The following is an 18,044-nucleotide window of genomic DNA, read 5'->3' as shown; positions in this document are numbered from 1 at the left end:
GATACCCTCCCTCGAAGTGGAGGTAAGGTATCCTGTTTATAAGATTTGGACTTTTTCAGTGGCCTCGTCTATACCCCTCCGTATTTCTATAATGCCCAGATTGTATTAAGTTTATACATTCCATGCTCAGTAACGAGCAGATTACGATCGATGCAATGGTGAGGAGGCACCCTCGCGTACGATTTTCCGGTAACGTGGGGTGCATTTCAGACGGTGAAGTAGAGTGGAACGGCTTTATCACTCGTTGAAACTTCCTTCTCGTGCAGCTGATGTTTAAAAACCGAGCGCATAAACAGAAGCACATGCGCGCTGCTCGTGCTTTAACGCTCCGCTCTTAAAAGCATCTGCACTTAGTTACTAGAGAGGAAGAACAAGATCATTATACAAAGTAGTGACAAATCTCGTAAAGCGACATATTCGGCCGTTTTAGCCAATTTTCTCCGAGCGATCTTTCGAACACTCGTTCTATTCCCTTTATGCCTTATTATTCGATAGGTATCTCATTAATCCACAATACATAATTCTTTGTACTGCTGGTTTCCGTTGATGGCGACTCGTACTGACTGACAACGAATTTTACCGTTATTCCAGGCTTGATTATGATTTGTTGGTACGGTTTTTTTGGCCCAAATATTCCCGATTGCGGATATCATCCCCATCGTACAGGTGGATCTCAGCCACAGGTGTTTTGGAAACAAAGTTCAAAATATATGAACCCGTGCCTCCACTTCGCAATCCGAAATTCGAAGCGATGTTCATAGATGAATGTGAACGTGATTATTTCAGATTTTTCGCGAAGTAGGCCGCCGCCTTTTTTAAGATTTCATTCTCTTCTTTTAAGTCTGCGAGCTGCTTTCGTAGCTTGCGCATCTCATCATCTTCAGCCTTTAAATTCCCACTGCCTGGAAATGCGCCTTCTCCATCACGTTTATACGTTCTCACCCAGTCTCGGACTGTGGTGTAGTGAACATCCAGTTCCTTGGCCGCATCGTCTACTGTTGATTCCTTAGCCAAGATTCGTAGTACTACTTGCTCCTTAAATGCTTTGTCAAACTTCTTCCGCTGCCCCATATTAAATCCCTCCACGTATATTATAGAGGTTTTCTATGTGTCTATCTATTCGGGGCAGGGTCACTGGGTTGGGCCAAAGAACTTAGAAAAAGAAGAGTTTATCGAACGTGGTCTAAATCGATGTTCGGTTATAAAGCTTCAGGGATAATACCTCCACTCTTCATTCGGACAATTGTTAAGTCAATTTCTTTGCTCTATGGAATATTCGGAGTAACGTCTCGAAGTCATCTTTTAATGTCTCTTCAGTAATGTTTTGTTGAGCATTCTTTTTTAAATGTTCAAGCTCATTGTTTTTCTGTTTTAATTGCTCTTTTAAGTTACTGATTTGACTAGCCATATTTATAATAAGTTGCTTCTGCTTATTAGCTAATAGAATAATCTGTACCATGTAATCAGGCATGTATTCCTGTTCTATTTCTTCTACTATAGTGGAAACTTTTATCTGTTGCGTTACCTGTTTAGCGTTGGGGCTTTGTTTTCGTTCTTGTTTGGCTGCTTTAATTTCCGTTACGTATTGTTTGCGTATTAGGGAGTTCCATCTAAAGCCACATGCGCTTTCTGTCCTTCCTAATTGTTTTGCAGCTTCATTAAATGCTACTAACTGTGAACTTTTTTCTCGAATATGACTTAGGACGATTTCTGCTAGTAAATGATCTTCATCAGACTTCCATCCATCTTTTCGAGCTTCTTGCATGCTATCACCTCATTGTAGGTTTTAATAGCCATTCTTTCCAGTTCTCCTATATTTATGCGGTTTTTCACTTTCCTCATACTTAAATATGTAATAAAAAAAGAATCCCCAATTCTAAAACTAAAAACAGTTATAGATTGCAGCTAACCAATGATGAAGGACTGCTCATCTGGCGTGTGTACAGAAGTGGTGAAATAAACTGGTTAATTCCAGATTGGGATTACAAAAGGGTAAAAGAGTTTTGGATTTTACCGAATTAAAAAAATTTGGATATAAGAGAAGCCAAGCTCCAAAAAACGTATAATTATGACTTTAATGATACCTTCAAAATAAAAAAACGACTCCCAGAAAGAGTCGTTTATATCATTTCTATTTTGGTTAAATGTCTAAATATCACTGTCCCATCGAGGGCCTGTTTTGGGTTCGTATACAACTGGATTTTGGATTGAGAAAAAAATTTTAAACAAAAGAAACCACATGGAGTATAGCTCTTCGTAGTTTGCCGGAGAGCAACTGAGGCAATCTACGGCCATTGGCTTGGCAGGAGATGATTGGAACGCAGCGGCAGCGAAGAGGAATGATGTCCTGTGCCCTGCCGTCGGAACTCAAAGGAGGAAAAGAGGATCTATGGAACGTGTACAGGCTCTTAGGTAGGCCGTTCTTGCCTGGCTTTGAGCCTGTCATTCGCTTGATCCTCCCGACTGAACGAGCTGGGGGATCCAAAAAGGTTCGGGGAACAAAAAAAAGCACCCTGCAGCTCAAAACGAGCTACAGAATGCTAAAATAAACAACTTACTTCACGCGATGTTCACGCATGAAATCGTAAATATTATCCAAAACGCTAACCGTCACCACATCCATCTTCACCACGCCATTAGAATACATAGCTGTAAACGCAAAGGTAAGCAGACCATCCGGCCCAAAAGACACTGTAGGCCGCGGACTCTCTTCCGTCGCGGAGTGCTTCAAGTTGTCCCCGCTGCCGATAATTCGGGGTCTGTAGATGTTAATCATCATCACTTTAATTTTCTTCAATCTTTCTTTTACCCGTTTTTATAACTGATAGTTTTGGCTGCTTCTCTGTTTCAGATAGAATCTTTGACCACCAATGATGATGATTCTCCAAACGTTGAAGAAGACGTTTTACATCATTTGAAAACTCTGATTTATATTGGATAGGAACTTGTCCAGTGGATTCAACAACCTCATCATTCATCCAAACTGTATCCGGAATCCTTTTTAACAGCCTCGATAGTCGTTCCTCAACGCTCATTTGCCAAACTTCTTTACGAGTCAAGGTTTGTGCCTCCTGACCGCAGCAGAGCTGCACCCCTACCTTCAAACATTAGTAGCTCTCCGTATTTAGTAAAGCACTTCCATTGCATGTTCATTCCTCTCAAGGATTAAGTCATATCTCCGATTTTCTCCATCTTGCATTTCGCCCCATAGAAATACTTTCAATCTGCTTTTCTCGGCTCAGTTTATTCAATACCTGCCTGATGGTTGGCCCTGCAATACCTGGGCAACGCTCTAAAATGTCGGCAACCGTGAAATCGGCCATCATATGTTTAATAACAGCTTCCACTTGACGGGCTTTCCAGCCCCTACCTCTATCCAAGCTCCCAACACGTTCTTCAAACCGTTGATAGGCTTTAATCATGATAGAAAGGAAGTACTCGATCCAGGGCAACAAGTTATTCTTGCCTTCGTGCCAATGCATGGAAGAGTGGTACAGGGTATTGTAATACTGTTCTTTAGTTTCTTCTATAATCTTTTCGATGCTGACATACCGCCCTACTTCGTATCCAGCTTGATACAGCAGCAGAAGAGTTATTAACCTAGCCATTCGTCCGTTCCCATCTGAGAAGGGATGCACACAGAGAAAATCAAGCACATACACCGCGATAAGAATTAGATCACCAATTCCTCCATTATCACGTTTAGCCTGAAAACCCGTGTTCAAACTCTGCATCATTGTATCGACTTGAAATGCCGGCACTGGGACGAACCGGATTAACACATTACCATTTGGCAAGGTTTCAGTAATGTTATTGTCTGCTTGCTTCCACCGCCCGCCAGCTCCAGTGGCATATTTCATCAGATCACGGTGCATCTGTTTGATTAAACCATTATTAACTCTCATATGTTCTGCAGAACTATGAATAACTTCCAAAATATCTCGATAGCCTGCAATTTCAGACTCCGATCGATCCTGGGGCGCTACTTTCTCATGAACAAGTAGTTCAAGCCTTTTACTGGTTACAATAATTTTTTCAATCCGATTCGACGATTCAGTACTTTGGATAATCGCCACATTTTTAAGAGCTGTTAATATTTCAGGAGATTGTTGAAAGTACAAGGCTTGTTTGCCTTTATATTCCCCCAACCGAATTAGCATTTGAATAACTGTATTGTTCCAAGCCATGGTATCTAATTGATTTGTATCAAAGGTAATCATTTTCACACTCTCCTTATCTATATATATTGTATCATAAAATATATAGATAAATACATTCGTTAAATAAAAATAATCCGAATACTCCAATCACACTTTCTTTATGAGCTAAGAGGTCGAATTCCGACCGTATCCAAAGTTAACACGTGTTATGAAATCGATATTATACTTGGTCCATTCTTCAGGAAAAACATATTTCTTTCAATGACCTGGACTACTGTCGCATCTTTGACTTCGGAGTGACGTAAGAGTTCGACCGTCTCGTTGTTGGCATCAACATTGATGTCACACCCGACGACCTTTGCACCTTCTCGCGCAAATGTCAGCGCCGCGACGCGACCCAGACCTCCTCCTGTGCCGGTGATTAACACGATCTTATTGTCAATCATTCCCATATAAGTGCTTACTCCTATTCCGTGGTTTGTCCGGAGAGAGAACTGATCGACTTCTTCCACCCCAGACTTGTTCTTTGCGGCAAAGTTAATCTTATCGAAATGTTTTCAAATCATACATTGGACAAATTAATTAAACCCCGGGAAATCGCTAAGTTCGGATGCGTGAAGAGCAAACAATACGATTCCGATAATGGCCAGAAGAATAATCATGAACGTATCCTTGAAAGAATCTTTAGCCCGAAGGTGCGTCATAATGCCGCCGATACCTGTAATCCCGAGTATGATGGCTCCCACGGCGACCCAACTCGCATCCCAATAACCGATGATTAAGGCTGCGGCGCCGACAAATTCAATCAGCCCCGTTACGACTCGGAACCATTGGGGCAGTCCCAGCGCTTAAAGCTTTCAACTTGCATCTTGGAACCTGAAATTTTTCCGAATCCGGCCATTAAGAACATCAGAGTCAACACGCTTTGCAATACGATGGATAATACATTCATTTCAATTCACTTCCCTTATATGAGTCCATATTTTGCAACTTTATGAGGCACATTTTATTTGCAATCCCTTTATAAAACGAGGATATACATAGCGATTACTTAGATTTTGCAGCAATATCTGTTAAAGCACTTCCATTCCTTCTTCGGGTTCCCATCTTGCTATCTCTTCCCGAACTCGCGGTGCGACTTCTGTTCCCAACAGTTCAATGGCTCTCATAACTTCATGATGAGGCATTGTGCCGACAGGTAAATGCAGGAAAAATCGCGTGAAGCCTAAATGTTTGCGCATGTGGATGATTTTGTTGGCCACCGTTTCGGGATCGCCTACGTAAAGTCCGCCTTCCAAGCTGCGTTCGGCATCGAAGTGCGAACGGCTATATGTTCCCCAACCGCGCTCTTTTCCGAATAAATCAAACGATGCTTGCGTGGGAGGGAAATACTGGTCGACCGCAAGCGAAGTACTCTCCGCAACGAAACCGAGGGAATGTACGGCTACGCGTAATTTCGACTCATCATGTCCTGCGCGAGCGGCTGCGTTCTTATAGAGTTGCACGATCGGAGCAAACCGCAAGGGGCTCCCGCCTATGATCGCCAATACAAGCGGCAATCCTAGTACGCCTGCGCGTATTGCCGATTCCGGGTTACCCCCGCTGCCGATCCATACGGGTAAAGGGTTCTGAACCGGACGCGGATATACACCCAAATTCGTAAAAGCCGGTCGATGCCCTCCTTTCCAGGTTGCCTTCTCCGAGTCTCTTAATTTTAATAATAGTTCCAGTTTCTCTTCGAAAAGCGCTTCATAGTCTTTCAAATCATAACCGAACAACGGGAACGCATCGACCATCGAACCTCGACCTACGATCATCTCCGCGCGTCCGTTTGAAATGCCGTCGAACGTGGCAAATTCCTGAAACACGCGTACGGGATCTGCAGCAGAGAGCACGGTAATCGAACTGGTTAAGCGGATCCTTTTGGTCATGGGCGCCGCTGCCGCCAGCACAAGGGCAGTAGCGGAATCCCCGAATTCCTTGCGATGATGCTCGCCGACCCCGAATACATCCAACCCCACTCGATCGGCCAGGACGATTTCTTCCACAACCTCACGCAATCGCTGCGCATGACTCATCGTAACGCCCGTTTGAACGTCCGGAGTTGTTTCGACAAACGTATCTACGCCTATTTCCACTTTCAATTCCCCCCATCATGATTTGCATTGCCTTCGCGATTCTTGATTCCATATCCGATTTTTTTCAGCACTTTAATAAGTTCGAGCTTCTCCTCATCCGACGCGAAGGACAAATTGTCGGAAATCGTCTGAACATGTTGAGGGAAGATATTGTCGAAGTAGCGTCGTCCTTCCCCGGTCAATGCCACATTTATTTTACGTCGATCGCCTGGGCAAGGGAGCCGTTCCACAAGCCCCTTCTTCTCAAGCTTATCGACCACGTAGGTGATACTTCCGTTAGGGATCGAGAAAGTTTCGCTGATTTTCTGGATGGTGTGCGCGCCTTTACTGTAAAGAAACTCGAGAATTCGAAAGGTTTCCATGCTAAGCCCATAGCTTTTAATGGCATCTTCTAAGCTCGCGTATAATACTTCCACGGATTTACTTATTACGCGCATCAGTCTTAAATCGAGAGCCTTGCCCTCGGCATCGTGTTCTGTCATGCATAACTCCCCTTTAATTGGTTTAACATACAGCGGATATCCTGCTTAGGGATATCTATAGAAACTCACCCCCTTTACCCTCGAAATATTTATTCTAATATTAGATAATATATTACTAGTATATTAATTTGTCAATCTACGGAGGCTCCAAAGTAAGTGAACGCCCAGGCGGTCTGATCCATGAAGAACGTCGGAGCCACATGTTTTGAAACTCGGCGGCCGATAGGAATGAAAAAAGAAACCCGTCGTTAAAAACGCGGGGTTCTTTACACGCTGAAGCTGACCTGAAGCCACCTGGCTAAAATGGTCAGTTCTATTTTATGCCGTCATGTTTGATGCAGGTGTCCTTAGCCCGAATAGAATCAAGCCTTGAACTTCACGCCTGTCAGCTCTTCGCTAAGTTTCAAAAGCCGCTCTGCAAAACCGGGATCGATCGCCCAGAGGAGAACGCCAGTTAGCATCTGCCCTATTCCTTGCAGATCAAATTCAGGAATGACCTTAGCGATATCGGCATCCATACAATAAACGCCGCCTTTGCCCTCAAACTGAGGACTTGTCGAACACCATACGCTAGTACGGCTCCCTGCTCGGCAGTTTTATATACGCCGCCTATTGCGCTTTCCTCCTCCGATAAAAATCTCGCCAAATCGGTCATGATTCTGCCGAGATGGAGAGAAAAAGCACGAACGCCATGCGAGTAGCCTAGCCGATCTAATTCAACGGCAAACAACGCATTGGCGGTTTTAGACTGGCCATAGGCCACTTGCTATACTCCTGACGTTCGAAGTTCGGATCTTCAAAATCGACGCCGCTGAAGCGGATACCGCTTACTATCCCACATTTTTGCATCGATTATTAAATTCGCCAACGCAAATATAACGGAATGCTTCCTCATCGATCAATGCAGCTTTTTCTATCGTTATCATAGTTTGTCTCTATGATTACTCTTAGCTGGATTAGCGCTTGAAATCCGTCTACCTGTTCCTTTTTCGGGGCACAGCAAAAACCATCGTCCAATTGGGCGATGGTTTTGGTTTGTTACAAGAACGTTACTCACAAGTTTTTAGTTGTATGTGGCGGTGCATGTACGGCTAGGCCAATCACGACAATTCGGCTTCCCTTTTTTTACCTCTGAAGCACCTTTGGAATCTTATTTCCCTTTGCGGTAATTATACTAAAGGTAAGTGAAGCGTTGTTTTTCGTTGCCACATATATGGCGCGGTCATTCTTGAATCTTCATCTCCAGTTTTTGTCAAAGTAATAGACTTCATCTTTAAACTTTTGTCCTTTAAACGCCATAAAAAATGCACCCCCTAGAATTCATCGGATTAACCCAGGGGTTTTTCCAATGTCTATTCTAAGGGGCTGTTTGTTATAAACTGTCCACCAATAGGGTCACAGTTCACTGACAAGGAACGAGTTGCTTTTTTTAAGTATTTCTATCGTTTTTCACTTGTTTTGTGCAAATCTAAACTATTGAAGAACCTTCGTTATGGCCCTCCTTCATCTCATCCAGCGAAGTGTGAGCATCGCGGTTCGCAGCCTTAGCAATTTCAAGATCAGTTTTATTTCCGCCTTGGATGGCATCCGCCGCATCAGCCTGCTGCTTTAATTGTTCTTCAATCTGACCGATTCCATGCGCCTCTTGATGATTCCGGCTTGATGTCATTAGTTATCACCTCCATTATTCTGGGAAATTCCCCAGCATTTAATATGTGTTTTTTGACAAGGAATTATAACGGTGATTTGGCATCCACACTTGAGTCATCTAACGCAATCAATTTCGCCCCCTTCAAGTTATGGAAAAAGCAGCTACAATCGGCTGCTTTTCTTTGAGCGTTAATTATGCTTGATATGGAGGTAGTTCAATGATTTTCAATTTATCGTCAACTCTTTTAACTGTGTAGGTAAACTTGTCGGTAATCGTGTCGAACTCCCTTGTTTTGAACAAGGTTCCGTCTTCCTGCTTAAGCGTAATCACGAACTTATATTCGTCCTTACTTCCTTCGGACTGACTAATAATCTCCTTAAGGGTGATTTTAGGCATCAGTTTAAGATACTGTTCAACTAGTTTTTGCTTGTCATCAGGGTCCGTTTCGGGGAATAAATTGATGAGACCCTGGTAGCCGCCACCGTATAACTCGACCAATCTTACTGTATCACGATCCTCGACAGCCTGGATATATTTCTTTAATGTATCTTGCGGATTTTCATCCGAAATTCCACCGGCCAAAGTTAATTTCTTTTTCCAAGTTAACTCTTTGCCTTGATCATCTTTGAATATAAAAACAACCTCACCTTCCTCGCCTTTTATCGAATCCGAATATATGAAGCCGGTGTATTGTCCGTTTCCGCTAATGTAAAATCCATCTTCACCGTTTGCTCCATGTTGAATGGCTTCTGCCGTCGTATTTACAATCTGGCTTTTGTCGGAAATCCACTTCATTTCAGCCAGAGAATATCCTTCCGGGATCTTCTTCACGACAAAATCGAAACTATTTCCCTCAATCATTTTGGAAGTCTGATCGATCACAATCAATATTTGCTTGTCGGAGTTCTTCGAACCATTAACTTCGGAGTTCGTCGAATCATTAACCGCGGTATTTTCTTGATTATTTTCTATAATTTTCGAAGATCCAGATTTTAAAGTTGTGCCGCAAGCGCTGGTCAGAATCAGCACGAACATAGCTGAAACGAGTAAGACGAATTTCATTTTATTCATTGGGTTTTCCTCTGCTTTCATTTAGTGTAAAAGAAAATGCCACGCCTTGATTCGTATTCACTACGCCATACTCACTTTCATGAAGCTCCAAAATATGCTTGACGATCGCGAGTCCCAGACCAGTCCCTCCGGATTTACGATCCCGGGAACGCTCCGCCCGGTAGAAGTGATCCCATATCCGGCTCAGTTCCCCCTTGGCAATGGGAGCTCCGGCGTTTTCGATTACTATGGCTACTTTTCCGTTAGAGGTCCGTTGGACGGTAATGGCAATGACACTGTATTCTACTGCATGGCGAATGGCATTACTCAATAAGTTCAGAACGACCTGTTCGATCCGTCTGGGGTCTGCCTTTACGAACAGTTCTTCCACTTCGCCTTTGTTTATCCTGTTTTGAAGGTACTTGCTCTCTAACTGCTGTGAAAACGAATCCGCTGCCTTTTGAACAAGATCTGTGATGGATATGCTCCTGGTCTGCAGTTGTATGGCCTTGACTTCGTATTTGGAAAGCTCCAGCATATCCATGATTAAAGCATTCATTCGATCTGTTTCATTCACGATTAAAGCAAGGTAACGGTCTCTTTTATCGCCCGCCACCCCGTCCTGCAGTCCTTCCGCGAAACCTTTAACAATGCCCAGAGGGGTTTTCAATTCATGGGAGATGTTTGCGATCAGCTCTTTGCGGAGCTGCTCGGACCGCCGCTTTTCTTCCACATCCTCCTGCAGTTTCCAGTTCGCACGGGTAAGCTCCTTTAAAGTTGTATCTAAATTCCGAGATAACGTAACCATATTGCGTGACAGCTCCCCGAATTCGTCCTTCGAATGGATTTCAGGCTGCACGGTAAAGTCTAACTTCGCCAAACGCGTTGCCGAGCGGCTTAACTTAATCAACGGACGTGAGACGATTCTGGAATATATCATGGACAGGACGATCACAAGCACAAAAATGATCGGCGCCATATAAACGAAATATTGCTTGAGAATCCCGACTGCTTCCCCGACAGGCTGCAGAGAAGTCATGACGAATAAATAACGATCCCCAGCGTTACCCTCTGAAAGCGATCGAATTATTACGTCATAATGAACACCGCTCCATTTGTCGCTCCACTCCAACTGAACAGACAAACCGTTCCGCAAGCGAGACTGATCTTGTTCTGCTTTTGGCATCCAGTCCTGAAGCGCATCATCGATTAGGGCATCTTGGTAAAGAGGGTTGTACGATCGCCGCTCAGGCAGCATTAAATCCGTTATCTTCCCTTTTACTCGTATCAATCCTTTTTCGAGGTCCGTGTTTTTCTTCTGTATAACCACAGGTTGCATGATTGTGTCTTCCTGATCCATGAAGATCCCATCTACCACCAGCATATCGCCGATTCGAATCCCTTGCGGTATTTCATCAATTGTCGTTCCATCACTTGAAATGCGAATTTCAATGGTCTTGCCATTCGCTTGCAGCTCCACGAAATAAGGATTTAGGCTTCTTCGTTCAAACCGATGATTTAAGATGGAGGTACTTGCATCATTATCATTCATAAATGCGCCGAGCAGCCTCGAACTCTGCCGTTCATTTGCTGTCTGATTGAATTGATTCACGAATTGATCCATATTCCGTTCCAGTGCGTTAATTTTCGAAGCCCGGTAAAATCGCTCGAAATACAATCCTTCTGCAAGCAACACCAAGGAAAAAACAATCAAAATCAGCACGGACGTTATAGCGAAAAGTTTGAGGACTACGCTATGCCTTCTCATACTTCCATCTCAAATTTATAGCCTGAACGAATGACGGTGCATATATATCGGCCTTCATCTCCGAGCTTGGCTCTTAATTTTTTGATATGGGTGTCTACCGTACGCAAATCTCCATAATAATCGTACCCCCAAACCGCATCCAGAATGTGTTCGCGGGATAACACCTTGCCGTAATGTTTAATGAGAAAGACGAGCAAGTCGTACTCCTTGGGCGATAGATTAATTGCATTTCCCGCCAAGGATACCGCATGGGCATTTCTGTTCACCAACAGGTTACCATAGATAAGCAGGTCGCCTTTACGCCCAATCGTCCCTTCTGTTCTTTTCATTAATACGGTAGCTCGAGCGACTAATACCCTAGGGCTGAAGGGCTTTGTCAAGTATTCATCTGCTCCAAGCTCGAACCCCAGAACTTGATCATCGTCTTCCGACCTTGCTGTGATGATGATGATCGGTACATCCGACTTCTCGCGAATGCGTCTGCATACCGACCACCCATCCATTTCCGGCATCATAATGTCTAGAACAACCAGGTCAACGGAGGTCTGATCAAAAATATCAAGCGCGATTGTTCCGTTTTCCGCCTCATACACTTCCCATTCTTCCTTTTTGAAATAATCCGTGATAAATTCACGCATAAGCATATCATCTTCGACCAATAACAAACTTCGTTTCAATGCCGCACACTCCACACGTATCCACATCTTTTGTTTCTTTATTTAAGTTGCGACATGGATTCTCATTTACCCTCATGTTATCATAACTATGGCCATCTTCCACCCGATTGGGCCGATCCACATTTCACCATTGCTGAGCGTGATCCCAATTGGAATACAGAACAATGGCTCTTACTTTCCTCATGTACACTACACCTCCGTTTGTTCTTACAAAACTCAGCATAGAACACTCCTGTGTACATCGTGTGTACGTTGTATAAATATCATCTGATGACCGCGAATTGCCCTCCTGAACAAGCAAACAACACAAGTTCTTGTCCAGCCAAAGGACAACAGCTTGTATACATATAAAGAAAAACCGTGCAGCGCACGGATCCTAATGTATTTATGTTCTTGTCTCTCGACAAAACGTGATGTGTCTGGAGTTGCTTACAGCAACTTCTTTTTTATAGGGAATGATTACCGAAGGGTGCCTGGACCTAACTCCTAACATAGATTCGATCCCTTGCATAGCCACTCGAATGACTGAACAAATCTTAGCAGAAATCGGGGCAGATGTTGAGAAACAGTTTCCTACTGCAACTCGTTTACATTTATGTTCTTGGTCAGGACATGTACTTGGACATAGTGAGTGTGCAGGGAAAAGAAAATCAAACAAAAACGGAATTAAATATCTGAAATCAGCCTTAGTGGAAGCACTCATTATTGTGGTATCGTCAAAGAATTACCTAGGGGCCATCATGTATCGATGATCAACAAGCAAAGAAGTATATGTGGTCTAAGCGAAGATTACGTTGACAAACAAAAGCATTAATCTATTGTACTGTAATCAGTTCGGCGGCTAGAAAACTTAGGTTATACCGAAAACGCCCCCTAACCCAACAAATAAATAATCATCCAAATACACGATATTGATTCCTCACTTTTAAGGCTTCTTCGAACCGGCTAGGGTTATGTCCCTTTTTCCGGAATCACCTATCCTACTAAGCTAAAGACTCACGAAGACGCTTAATATCTCTTAACGGAGGCAGACCAAACATGCGAACGTATTCACGGCTGAACTGGGAAGGACTTTCATAACCGACTTGGAATCCGGCATTCGCCGCTTCCGGTATATCCAGAAGCAACAGACGCCGAGCTTCCTGCAATCTGACTTGCTTTTGATATTGTAAGGGGCTCATTGCGGTAACCTCTTTGAAATGAAAGTGCAATGAAGATGGGCTCATGTTTGTGGCCGCTGCCAACTCATCGATACGTAGAGGTTTAGCGAAATCGCGGTTGATAAGACTAATCACCTTCGCGATCCGCTCAGCGTGACTGCCGGCGACAGCGAACTGCCGGACTGAAGCCCCTCCCTGTGGATCCTGCAAAATCCGGTAAAGAATTTCACGAATGACCAGAGGAGCAAGAACTGGAATATCCCGCTCCGTATCTAGAAGCCGAACTAACCTCAAAACTGCGTCAAGAAGTGACGGGCTTGTTTGGCTCACTAATAGACCGCGCCCCGAGCCTTCCATACTCCATTCCGAATGAGACACTTTGATAATATCTACAATCTGATCCGTACTAAAATTCAGTTGAAGGCTTAAATAAGGATGCTGCGGAGCAGCTTGAATGATTTGTCCTGTAATCGGCAGATTTACGGAGGCGACCAAGTAGGATGCTGGATTATAGTGATAGCATTCTTGTCCTAACAACACCAATTTCGATCCTTGTGCGACAATGCACAACGACGGATCATAGACCGAATAGATCGGCTGCGATTCTCCGTCATAGCGAAAATATTTCAAAGAAGAAATAGCTGTATCATGCATTCCAGCGCTAGGTGTATGGCGATCGATAAGACTTGCCAATTCCTGCTGTTGTCTCGTGATTACCTCATTCATTTTCATTGTAATCGTCATAGGCTCCGTTTCTCCGCTCCGATAGCTTTTAGGTTTATTATATATCTTTTGGAGGATTGTGCAATAATTCTACCTGAATCAGCTACCGTATCAGATCCAATATGCTCCATACTAGTTCGAGAAGAAGCATTCAAAATCCACGATAAAAGGAGAAACCAAAATGCAGAAAAGCAACAATAAGGGACAAACATCTTATGTAGGCATGTGGGTCACCCAGAACGGATACATCCGACATGAACTTCAACCTAACGGACGTTACGACGAGGCGCGCGGCAATAAGCAAAGCGCCTATCAAGGCCGCTATAAGCTTAATGGAGATCATATCGACTATGTAGACGATACTGGCTTTACAGCTGACGGGGACTTTCGCAATGGCGTTCTATACCACGCCGGCATGATTTTATATCGAGAAGAATAAACGAATGGAAAAGGAATTGATCAGACATGTCGAGCACGTTAAAAATCTACACATTAGCAGTTCTTAGTTTTCTAGTCGGAACATCGGAATATATCATAGCAGGCATTCTAGATAAGATTGCGGAGTCAACGGGAGTCACATTGGTGACGGCCGGTCAATTAATTACCATTTTTTCGCTCTCTTATGCTTTTGGTACTCCGATTATTATGGCTTTAACGGCATGTATGGAACGAAGGAAATTGTTACTTTATGCTCTAACCTTATTTGTAATCAGCAATGTACTCGCCTATATTTTACCGGGATATGAACTTCTTATCGCATCTCGTATACTCATGGGGATAAGCGCTGGGGTCACGATTGTCGCCTCCCTTACGATAGCGACCAAGGTCGCCCTGCCAGGCAAGCAAGGAAGCGCAATTGCGGCAGTCCTTATGGGCTTCACGGCTTCCTTGATTCTCGGCGTTCCTATTGGGAGAGTGATTTCCTCGGCCTACGAATGGAAGACAATTTTCGGAGGAATTGGTTTAGTCGGGTTATTAGCGATATTCATTATTGCAATCACGATTCCGCGAATAGATGGGGAGGCCCCTGTGCCCTTACGTAATCAGTTCGCATTACTGAAGCAACCAAAAATGGTAATTGGCTTATCTGTATCTTTCTTCTGGATCACCGGATACTCCATTTTCTACTCCTACATTTCACCGTTCCTTCTTACAGTAACAGGAATGAGCGATAAAACCTTGAGTATCACGTTATTCGCGGTTGGCATAGCCAGCCTGATCGGGTCTAGGTTCGGAGGTTTCAGCACGGACAAATGGGGTATTCACCGTACCCTGATCGGAGGATTATCGCTTAATGTAGCGGCACTGATTCTGATCATGCTCTTTGCTCAATCTTCAGTGATTATATTAGCGGTGTTGATCATATGGTCATTCGCAACGTGGTCTCCGGGTCCTCCGCAGCAATTGCACTTAATAACGCTTGCACCTGAATCTTCGGGAATAATGCTTAGCCTAAACAATTCAACCATTCAACTTGCCATGGCGGCTGGCGCTGGAATCGGCGGCGTTGCCGTAGAGCAAATATCGCTGACCACTATTTCCTGGGTCTCAGCGGTGGGAATCGCTTTCGCGGTGGGAGCTGTAATCTTATCTCTTAGATATGTCAGATCTTTTTCCAGCCAAACGCTGGGTGGACCATCCAATATTGACGCATAATGTCCGTAGTTTGAATTATCATTTGAACCGAGCAATCAAAATATTATTATAACACCCCCATCCGCATATTGATCGGAAGGGACTCTCTTCTCCAAAACGAAAAAGCGTCGAAGAACTAGCTGTTCTTCGACGCTTCCTATTATAAACATTGAGCTTATGACATCCACTGATGAACTCAGTCTTGGTCTGAATCTGTTTCAAAATGAGCGAGTAGACCAAGGGGAGAACTCACGGTAGCTGCTAAGATTACCCTGGATTCGGTATGTCCAATGCGGGTTGCTTTATAACGTATTCGCCTTTTCATTCATTTTGGGAGTTTCGGAGTCGAATAGATGAAAGATCCTTTCTTACTTCCATGGGCAACAGTCACTCACGAAACGTGTTACTTGTGGGCCGGGGCCGCTCGATACCGGCCAGGTGACGTGCCTATGCATCTTTTAAACAGACTTTGAAAGTAACTCTCGTTTCGGTAGCCGACCAACCCCGCTATATTGGCAATGGTTTCTTCGGTTGTCGTCAGGTAACGTTTCGCAACATCCATTCGGTAATGAGTTATATATTGAAAAAGAGTATGCCCTGTTTCCTTCTTGAATAGGCGGCAAAGGTGATAGGGACTTATATGTGCATGCCTCGCCAGCTCTTCCAAAGTGATGTCGTGAATGTAGCGCTCATGAATGAGTCGCTTCGTGAGATGCACCGTTTGTGAGGAGGCTAAAGCGGCGGGGCGAAAGTCGGGAGTCTTAGGTTGATGAATGATGCGGGCCAATTCAATGAGAAAAACCATCAATAGATGATCGGCCAGGAGGTCGGAATCAGCTTCGCGCGAATGTTTGGCCTCGACCAACTCTCGAAAACGTTGTGCCAAGGAAAAATAATGTTCGCCAAGCGAAATCACTGGTGATTCATTGCGGACAATAAAATAACCCGGGGGCAGCCCGGACAGTTGGAGATTAGCAATGCCCAAATACAGCGTACGAAAAGGTATATGGGAATGCGAACGCTCGTCGTGCCAGATTCCCTGATTGTAAAGCATGATGGTGCCGGGTCCGGCGAAGTAACGCTGTCCGTCAAAAATAAACGCACCCTCGCCTTCAGCAATCAGCATCAATTCTGCTTCCTCCGGATTGTGATGCAGTGGATTGACGAATCGCTCCCCTGCAGGCATGTCCAAAGCTCCGGCATACCGCAAGCTCGGACGGCCGCTGCCGGCAAACATTGAATCGGGCATCTTTAAAATCCCCCCATTGAGCAATATACAAAAGGTAAAAGTCAATATACTACATAACCAAGCTTTTTGTCACATGTTACAATTCAAGTAAATCAAGCGTTTGAGAATATATGAAACGGAGGCGCATGAATTGAATAAGGCGTTTGTAAACAATATCCAAGATGTTCTTCATTATTATGACGTTACCGGATCGACGTTGACGGACGAGGAGATGCGCTCGCTCGACGAGAAGGGATATGTTTTGTTCGAACGGTTGATCGATGCGGAATGGCTGGGCAAGCTGCAACAACAGTATGAGTACTTAATGGAACAGGAAGGGGCGAAAGCCGGTACGGAAGTTCACCAGGAGGAGGGTACCCGCAGGCTGTCGGATTTAGCGAATAAAGGGGAAGTTTTCGACGGGACCTACATCCACCCCAAAATACTGGCCGCCGTTTACCACGTGATTGGCCGCGAATTCAAGGTCTCGGCGATGAATGGCCGCGATGCGGTTCCGGGATTCGGGCATCAGGATTTGCATGCGGATTGGGGCGGCCGAATGGATAATGAACCTTATAACGTGGCCATATCGATCTGGATGCTGGACGATTTCACGGCTGAGAACGGAGCTACCCGTGTCGTGCCGGGAACACATAAACTAGCCGGAAAACCTGCCGATTACATGAAGAATTTGAAAGATGCCCACCCTGACGAAATTGTGGTCACGGCTCCAGCCGGTTCTGTTGTGGTGTTGAACTCGCACACGTGGCACGGGGGAACAGTCAACCATACGGATCGGACGAGACGTGCGATCCATCCGTACTACGTAGCGCGCGAATTCGAACAGCAGCAGAATATGCGGGAATATATCCGAAAATCAACGTATGACCGAATTTCTCCGGCGGCGCGTTATTTATTGAACGTTGATTAGAACTATACCTTATCCAGGCTTAAACCACTTCTTATAAAACATCCAGAATTGTTAGAAGAAAGTCTTAGATCAGAAGGTATGAAATATGTAAACAATTAGTTTATGTTTATCTTAGTAATAGTGAAGATGAAGAAATTAAAAGGACAGTATAGAAAGGTCAACCTTTCAATACTGTCCTTTTAATTATGTAGTTTATTAAATGAGTGCATGGCCTTCTCTTACTACCGAACATATCTGCCCGTTAACGTAAAATAAGGCTGCCGAACTAATGATTCCTTCGGTCCCCCCTCTCGGGAGAGCTTATTCGAATATCCGACTCAAAAGGGCGACGATATTTGTATTTCCCCTTTATCCTTCTTGAGAACCGGTCTCTCATTAACAAAGACGGTATAAATCAATTTGGTTACATGGAACAAAAAGTCACAACAATAAATCGCTGTG

Annotated in this window: 20 protein-coding genes; 4 read left to right on the top strand and 16 right to left on the bottom strand. The window is 44.2% G+C overall.

Annotated elements, in window-relative coordinates; genetic code table 11:
* Positions 1-777 precede the first annotated feature (777 nt).
* From ACFPYJ_RS19550 to ACFPYJ_RS19485, 14 genes are all read right to left on the bottom strand, one after another.
* Positions 778-1,071 carry a transposase gene (locus ACFPYJ_RS19550; RefSeq protein WP_379189870.1) on the bottom strand — a complete coding sequence of 98 codons (294 nt, stop codon included), beginning with the start codon at positions 1,069-1,071 and terminating at the stop codon, positions 778-780.
* A gap of 175 nt (positions 1,072-1,246) precedes the next feature.
* Positions 1,247-1,765, bottom strand: coding sequence for a hypothetical protein (locus ACFPYJ_RS19545; RefSeq protein WP_379189869.1), 519 nt, complete (start codon positions 1,763-1,765; stop codon positions 1,247-1,249).
* Positions 1,766-2,554: 789 nt separating this feature from the next.
* Positions 2,555-2,797 carry a hypothetical protein gene (locus tag ACFPYJ_RS19540; RefSeq protein ID WP_379189868.1) on the bottom strand — a complete coding sequence of 81 codons (243 nt, stop codon included), beginning with the start codon at positions 2,795-2,797 and terminating at the stop codon, positions 2,555-2,557.
* Positions 2,784-3,059 (bottom strand): hypothetical protein, encoded by a 276-nt coding sequence (locus ACFPYJ_RS19535; protein ID WP_379189867.1) that lies wholly within the window; start codon positions 3,057-3,059, stop codon positions 2,784-2,786. The genes ACFPYJ_RS19540 and ACFPYJ_RS19535 overlap by 14 nt, the downstream gene beginning before the upstream one ends.
* A gap of 111 nt (positions 3,060-3,170) precedes the next feature.
* Positions 3,171-4,220 carry a Fic family protein gene (locus tag ACFPYJ_RS19530; RefSeq protein WP_379189866.1) on the bottom strand — a complete coding sequence of 350 codons (1,050 nt, stop codon included), beginning with the start codon at positions 4,218-4,220 and terminating at the stop codon, positions 3,171-3,173.
* 146 nt (positions 4,221-4,366) lie between these two features.
* Entirely contained in the window at positions 4,367-4,612 is a 246-nt protein-coding gene (locus ACFPYJ_RS19525) for an SDR family NAD(P)-dependent oxidoreductase (RefSeq protein WP_379189865.1), read from the bottom strand.
* A gap of 126 nt (positions 4,613-4,738) precedes the next feature.
* Positions 4,739-4,966 carry a hypothetical protein gene (locus ACFPYJ_RS19520; protein ID WP_379189874.1) on the bottom strand — a complete coding sequence of 76 codons (228 nt, stop codon included), beginning with the start codon at positions 4,964-4,966 and terminating at the stop codon, positions 4,739-4,741.
* A gap of 267 nt (positions 4,967-5,233) precedes the next feature.
* Entirely contained in the window at positions 5,234-6,298 is a 1,065-nt protein-coding gene (locus ACFPYJ_RS19515; protein WP_379189864.1) for an Atu2307/SP_0267 family LLM class monooxygenase, read from the bottom strand.
* A gap of 2 nt (positions 6,299-6,300) precedes the next feature.
* On the bottom strand, positions 6,301-6,780 hold the full coding sequence (locus ACFPYJ_RS19510) for a MarR family winged helix-turn-helix transcriptional regulator (protein WP_379189863.1): 480 nt from the start codon (positions 6,778-6,780) through the stop codon (positions 6,301-6,303).
* Positions 6,781-7,142: 362 nt separating this feature from the next.
* Positions 7,143-7,298 (bottom strand): hypothetical protein, encoded by a 156-nt coding sequence (locus ACFPYJ_RS19505; protein WP_379189861.1) that lies wholly within the window; start codon positions 7,296-7,298, stop codon positions 7,143-7,145.
* A 950-nt stretch (positions 7,299-8,248) separates the two neighbouring features.
* The gene (locus tag ACFPYJ_RS19500) at positions 8,249-8,449 is read right to left on the bottom strand and encodes a hypothetical protein (protein WP_379189860.1); all 201 of its coding nucleotides are present in this window, start codon (positions 8,447-8,449) and stop codon (positions 8,249-8,251) included.
* 174 nt (positions 8,450-8,623) lie between these two features.
* Positions 8,624-9,502: a hypothetical protein gene (locus tag ACFPYJ_RS19495; RefSeq protein WP_379189859.1), complete on the bottom strand. Its 879-nt coding sequence runs from the start codon at positions 9,500-9,502 to the stop codon at positions 8,624-8,626.
* The gene (locus tag ACFPYJ_RS19490) at positions 9,495-11,159 is read right to left on the bottom strand and encodes a sensor histidine kinase (protein ID WP_379189858.1); all 1,665 of its coding nucleotides are present in this window, start codon (positions 11,157-11,159) and stop codon (positions 9,495-9,497) included. The genes ACFPYJ_RS19495 and ACFPYJ_RS19490 overlap by 8 nt, the downstream gene beginning before the upstream one ends.
* A gap of 86 nt (positions 11,160-11,245) precedes the next feature.
* Positions 11,246-11,926: a response regulator transcription factor gene (locus ACFPYJ_RS19485; protein ID WP_379189857.1), complete on the bottom strand. Its 681-nt coding sequence runs from the start codon at positions 11,924-11,926 to the stop codon at positions 11,246-11,248.
* Positions 11,927-12,381: 455 nt separating this feature from the next.
* Between ACFPYJ_RS19485 and ACFPYJ_RS19480 the strand changes: the two genes are divergently transcribed.
* Positions 12,382-12,678, top strand: a complete 297-nt coding sequence (locus tag ACFPYJ_RS19480; RefSeq protein WP_379189856.1) for a transposase — start codon at positions 12,382-12,384, stop codon at positions 12,676-12,678.
* A 231-nt stretch (positions 12,679-12,909) separates the two neighbouring features.
* Here ACFPYJ_RS19480 and ACFPYJ_RS19475 read toward each other — a convergent pair whose 3' ends face one another.
* The gene (locus ACFPYJ_RS19475; RefSeq protein ID WP_379189855.1) at positions 12,910-13,830 is read right to left on the bottom strand and encodes an AraC family transcriptional regulator; all 921 of its coding nucleotides are present in this window, start codon (positions 13,828-13,830) and stop codon (positions 12,910-12,912) included.
* A 160-nt stretch (positions 13,831-13,990) separates the two neighbouring features.
* On the opposite strand from ACFPYJ_RS19475, the gene ACFPYJ_RS19470 reads away from it, so the two are divergent.
* Positions 13,991-14,248, top strand: a complete 258-nt coding sequence (locus tag ACFPYJ_RS19470) for an Atu4866 domain-containing protein (RefSeq protein WP_379189854.1) — start codon at positions 13,991-13,993, stop codon at positions 14,246-14,248.
* A 26-nt stretch (positions 14,249-14,274) separates the two neighbouring features.
* Positions 14,275-15,465: an MFS transporter gene (locus ACFPYJ_RS19465; RefSeq protein WP_379189853.1), complete on the top strand. Its 1,191-nt coding sequence runs from the start codon at positions 14,275-14,277 to the stop codon at positions 15,463-15,465.
* Between the two features lie 382 nt (positions 15,466-15,847).
* On the opposite strand, the gene ACFPYJ_RS19460 is transcribed toward ACFPYJ_RS19465, so the two are convergent.
* Entirely contained in the window at positions 15,848-16,693 is an 846-nt protein-coding gene (locus ACFPYJ_RS19460) for a helix-turn-helix transcriptional regulator (RefSeq protein ID WP_379189852.1), read from the bottom strand.
* A 130-nt stretch (positions 16,694-16,823) separates the two neighbouring features.
* On the opposite strand from ACFPYJ_RS19460, the gene ACFPYJ_RS19455 reads away from it, so the two are divergent.
* Positions 16,824-17,603, top strand: a complete 780-nt coding sequence (locus ACFPYJ_RS19455) for a phytanoyl-CoA dioxygenase family protein (protein ID WP_379189851.1) — start codon at positions 16,824-16,826, stop codon at positions 17,601-17,603.
* The last annotated feature ends 441 nt before the right edge of the window (positions 17,604-18,044 follow it).

The organism is Paenibacillus solisilvae, from assembly GCF_042656405.1.
GTDB classification, from domain to species: Bacteria; Bacillota; Bacilli; order Paenibacillales; family Paenibacillaceae; genus Paenibacillus_Z; species Paenibacillus_Z solisilvae.
This window is presented reverse-complemented; position numbering and strand designations above follow the sequence as displayed.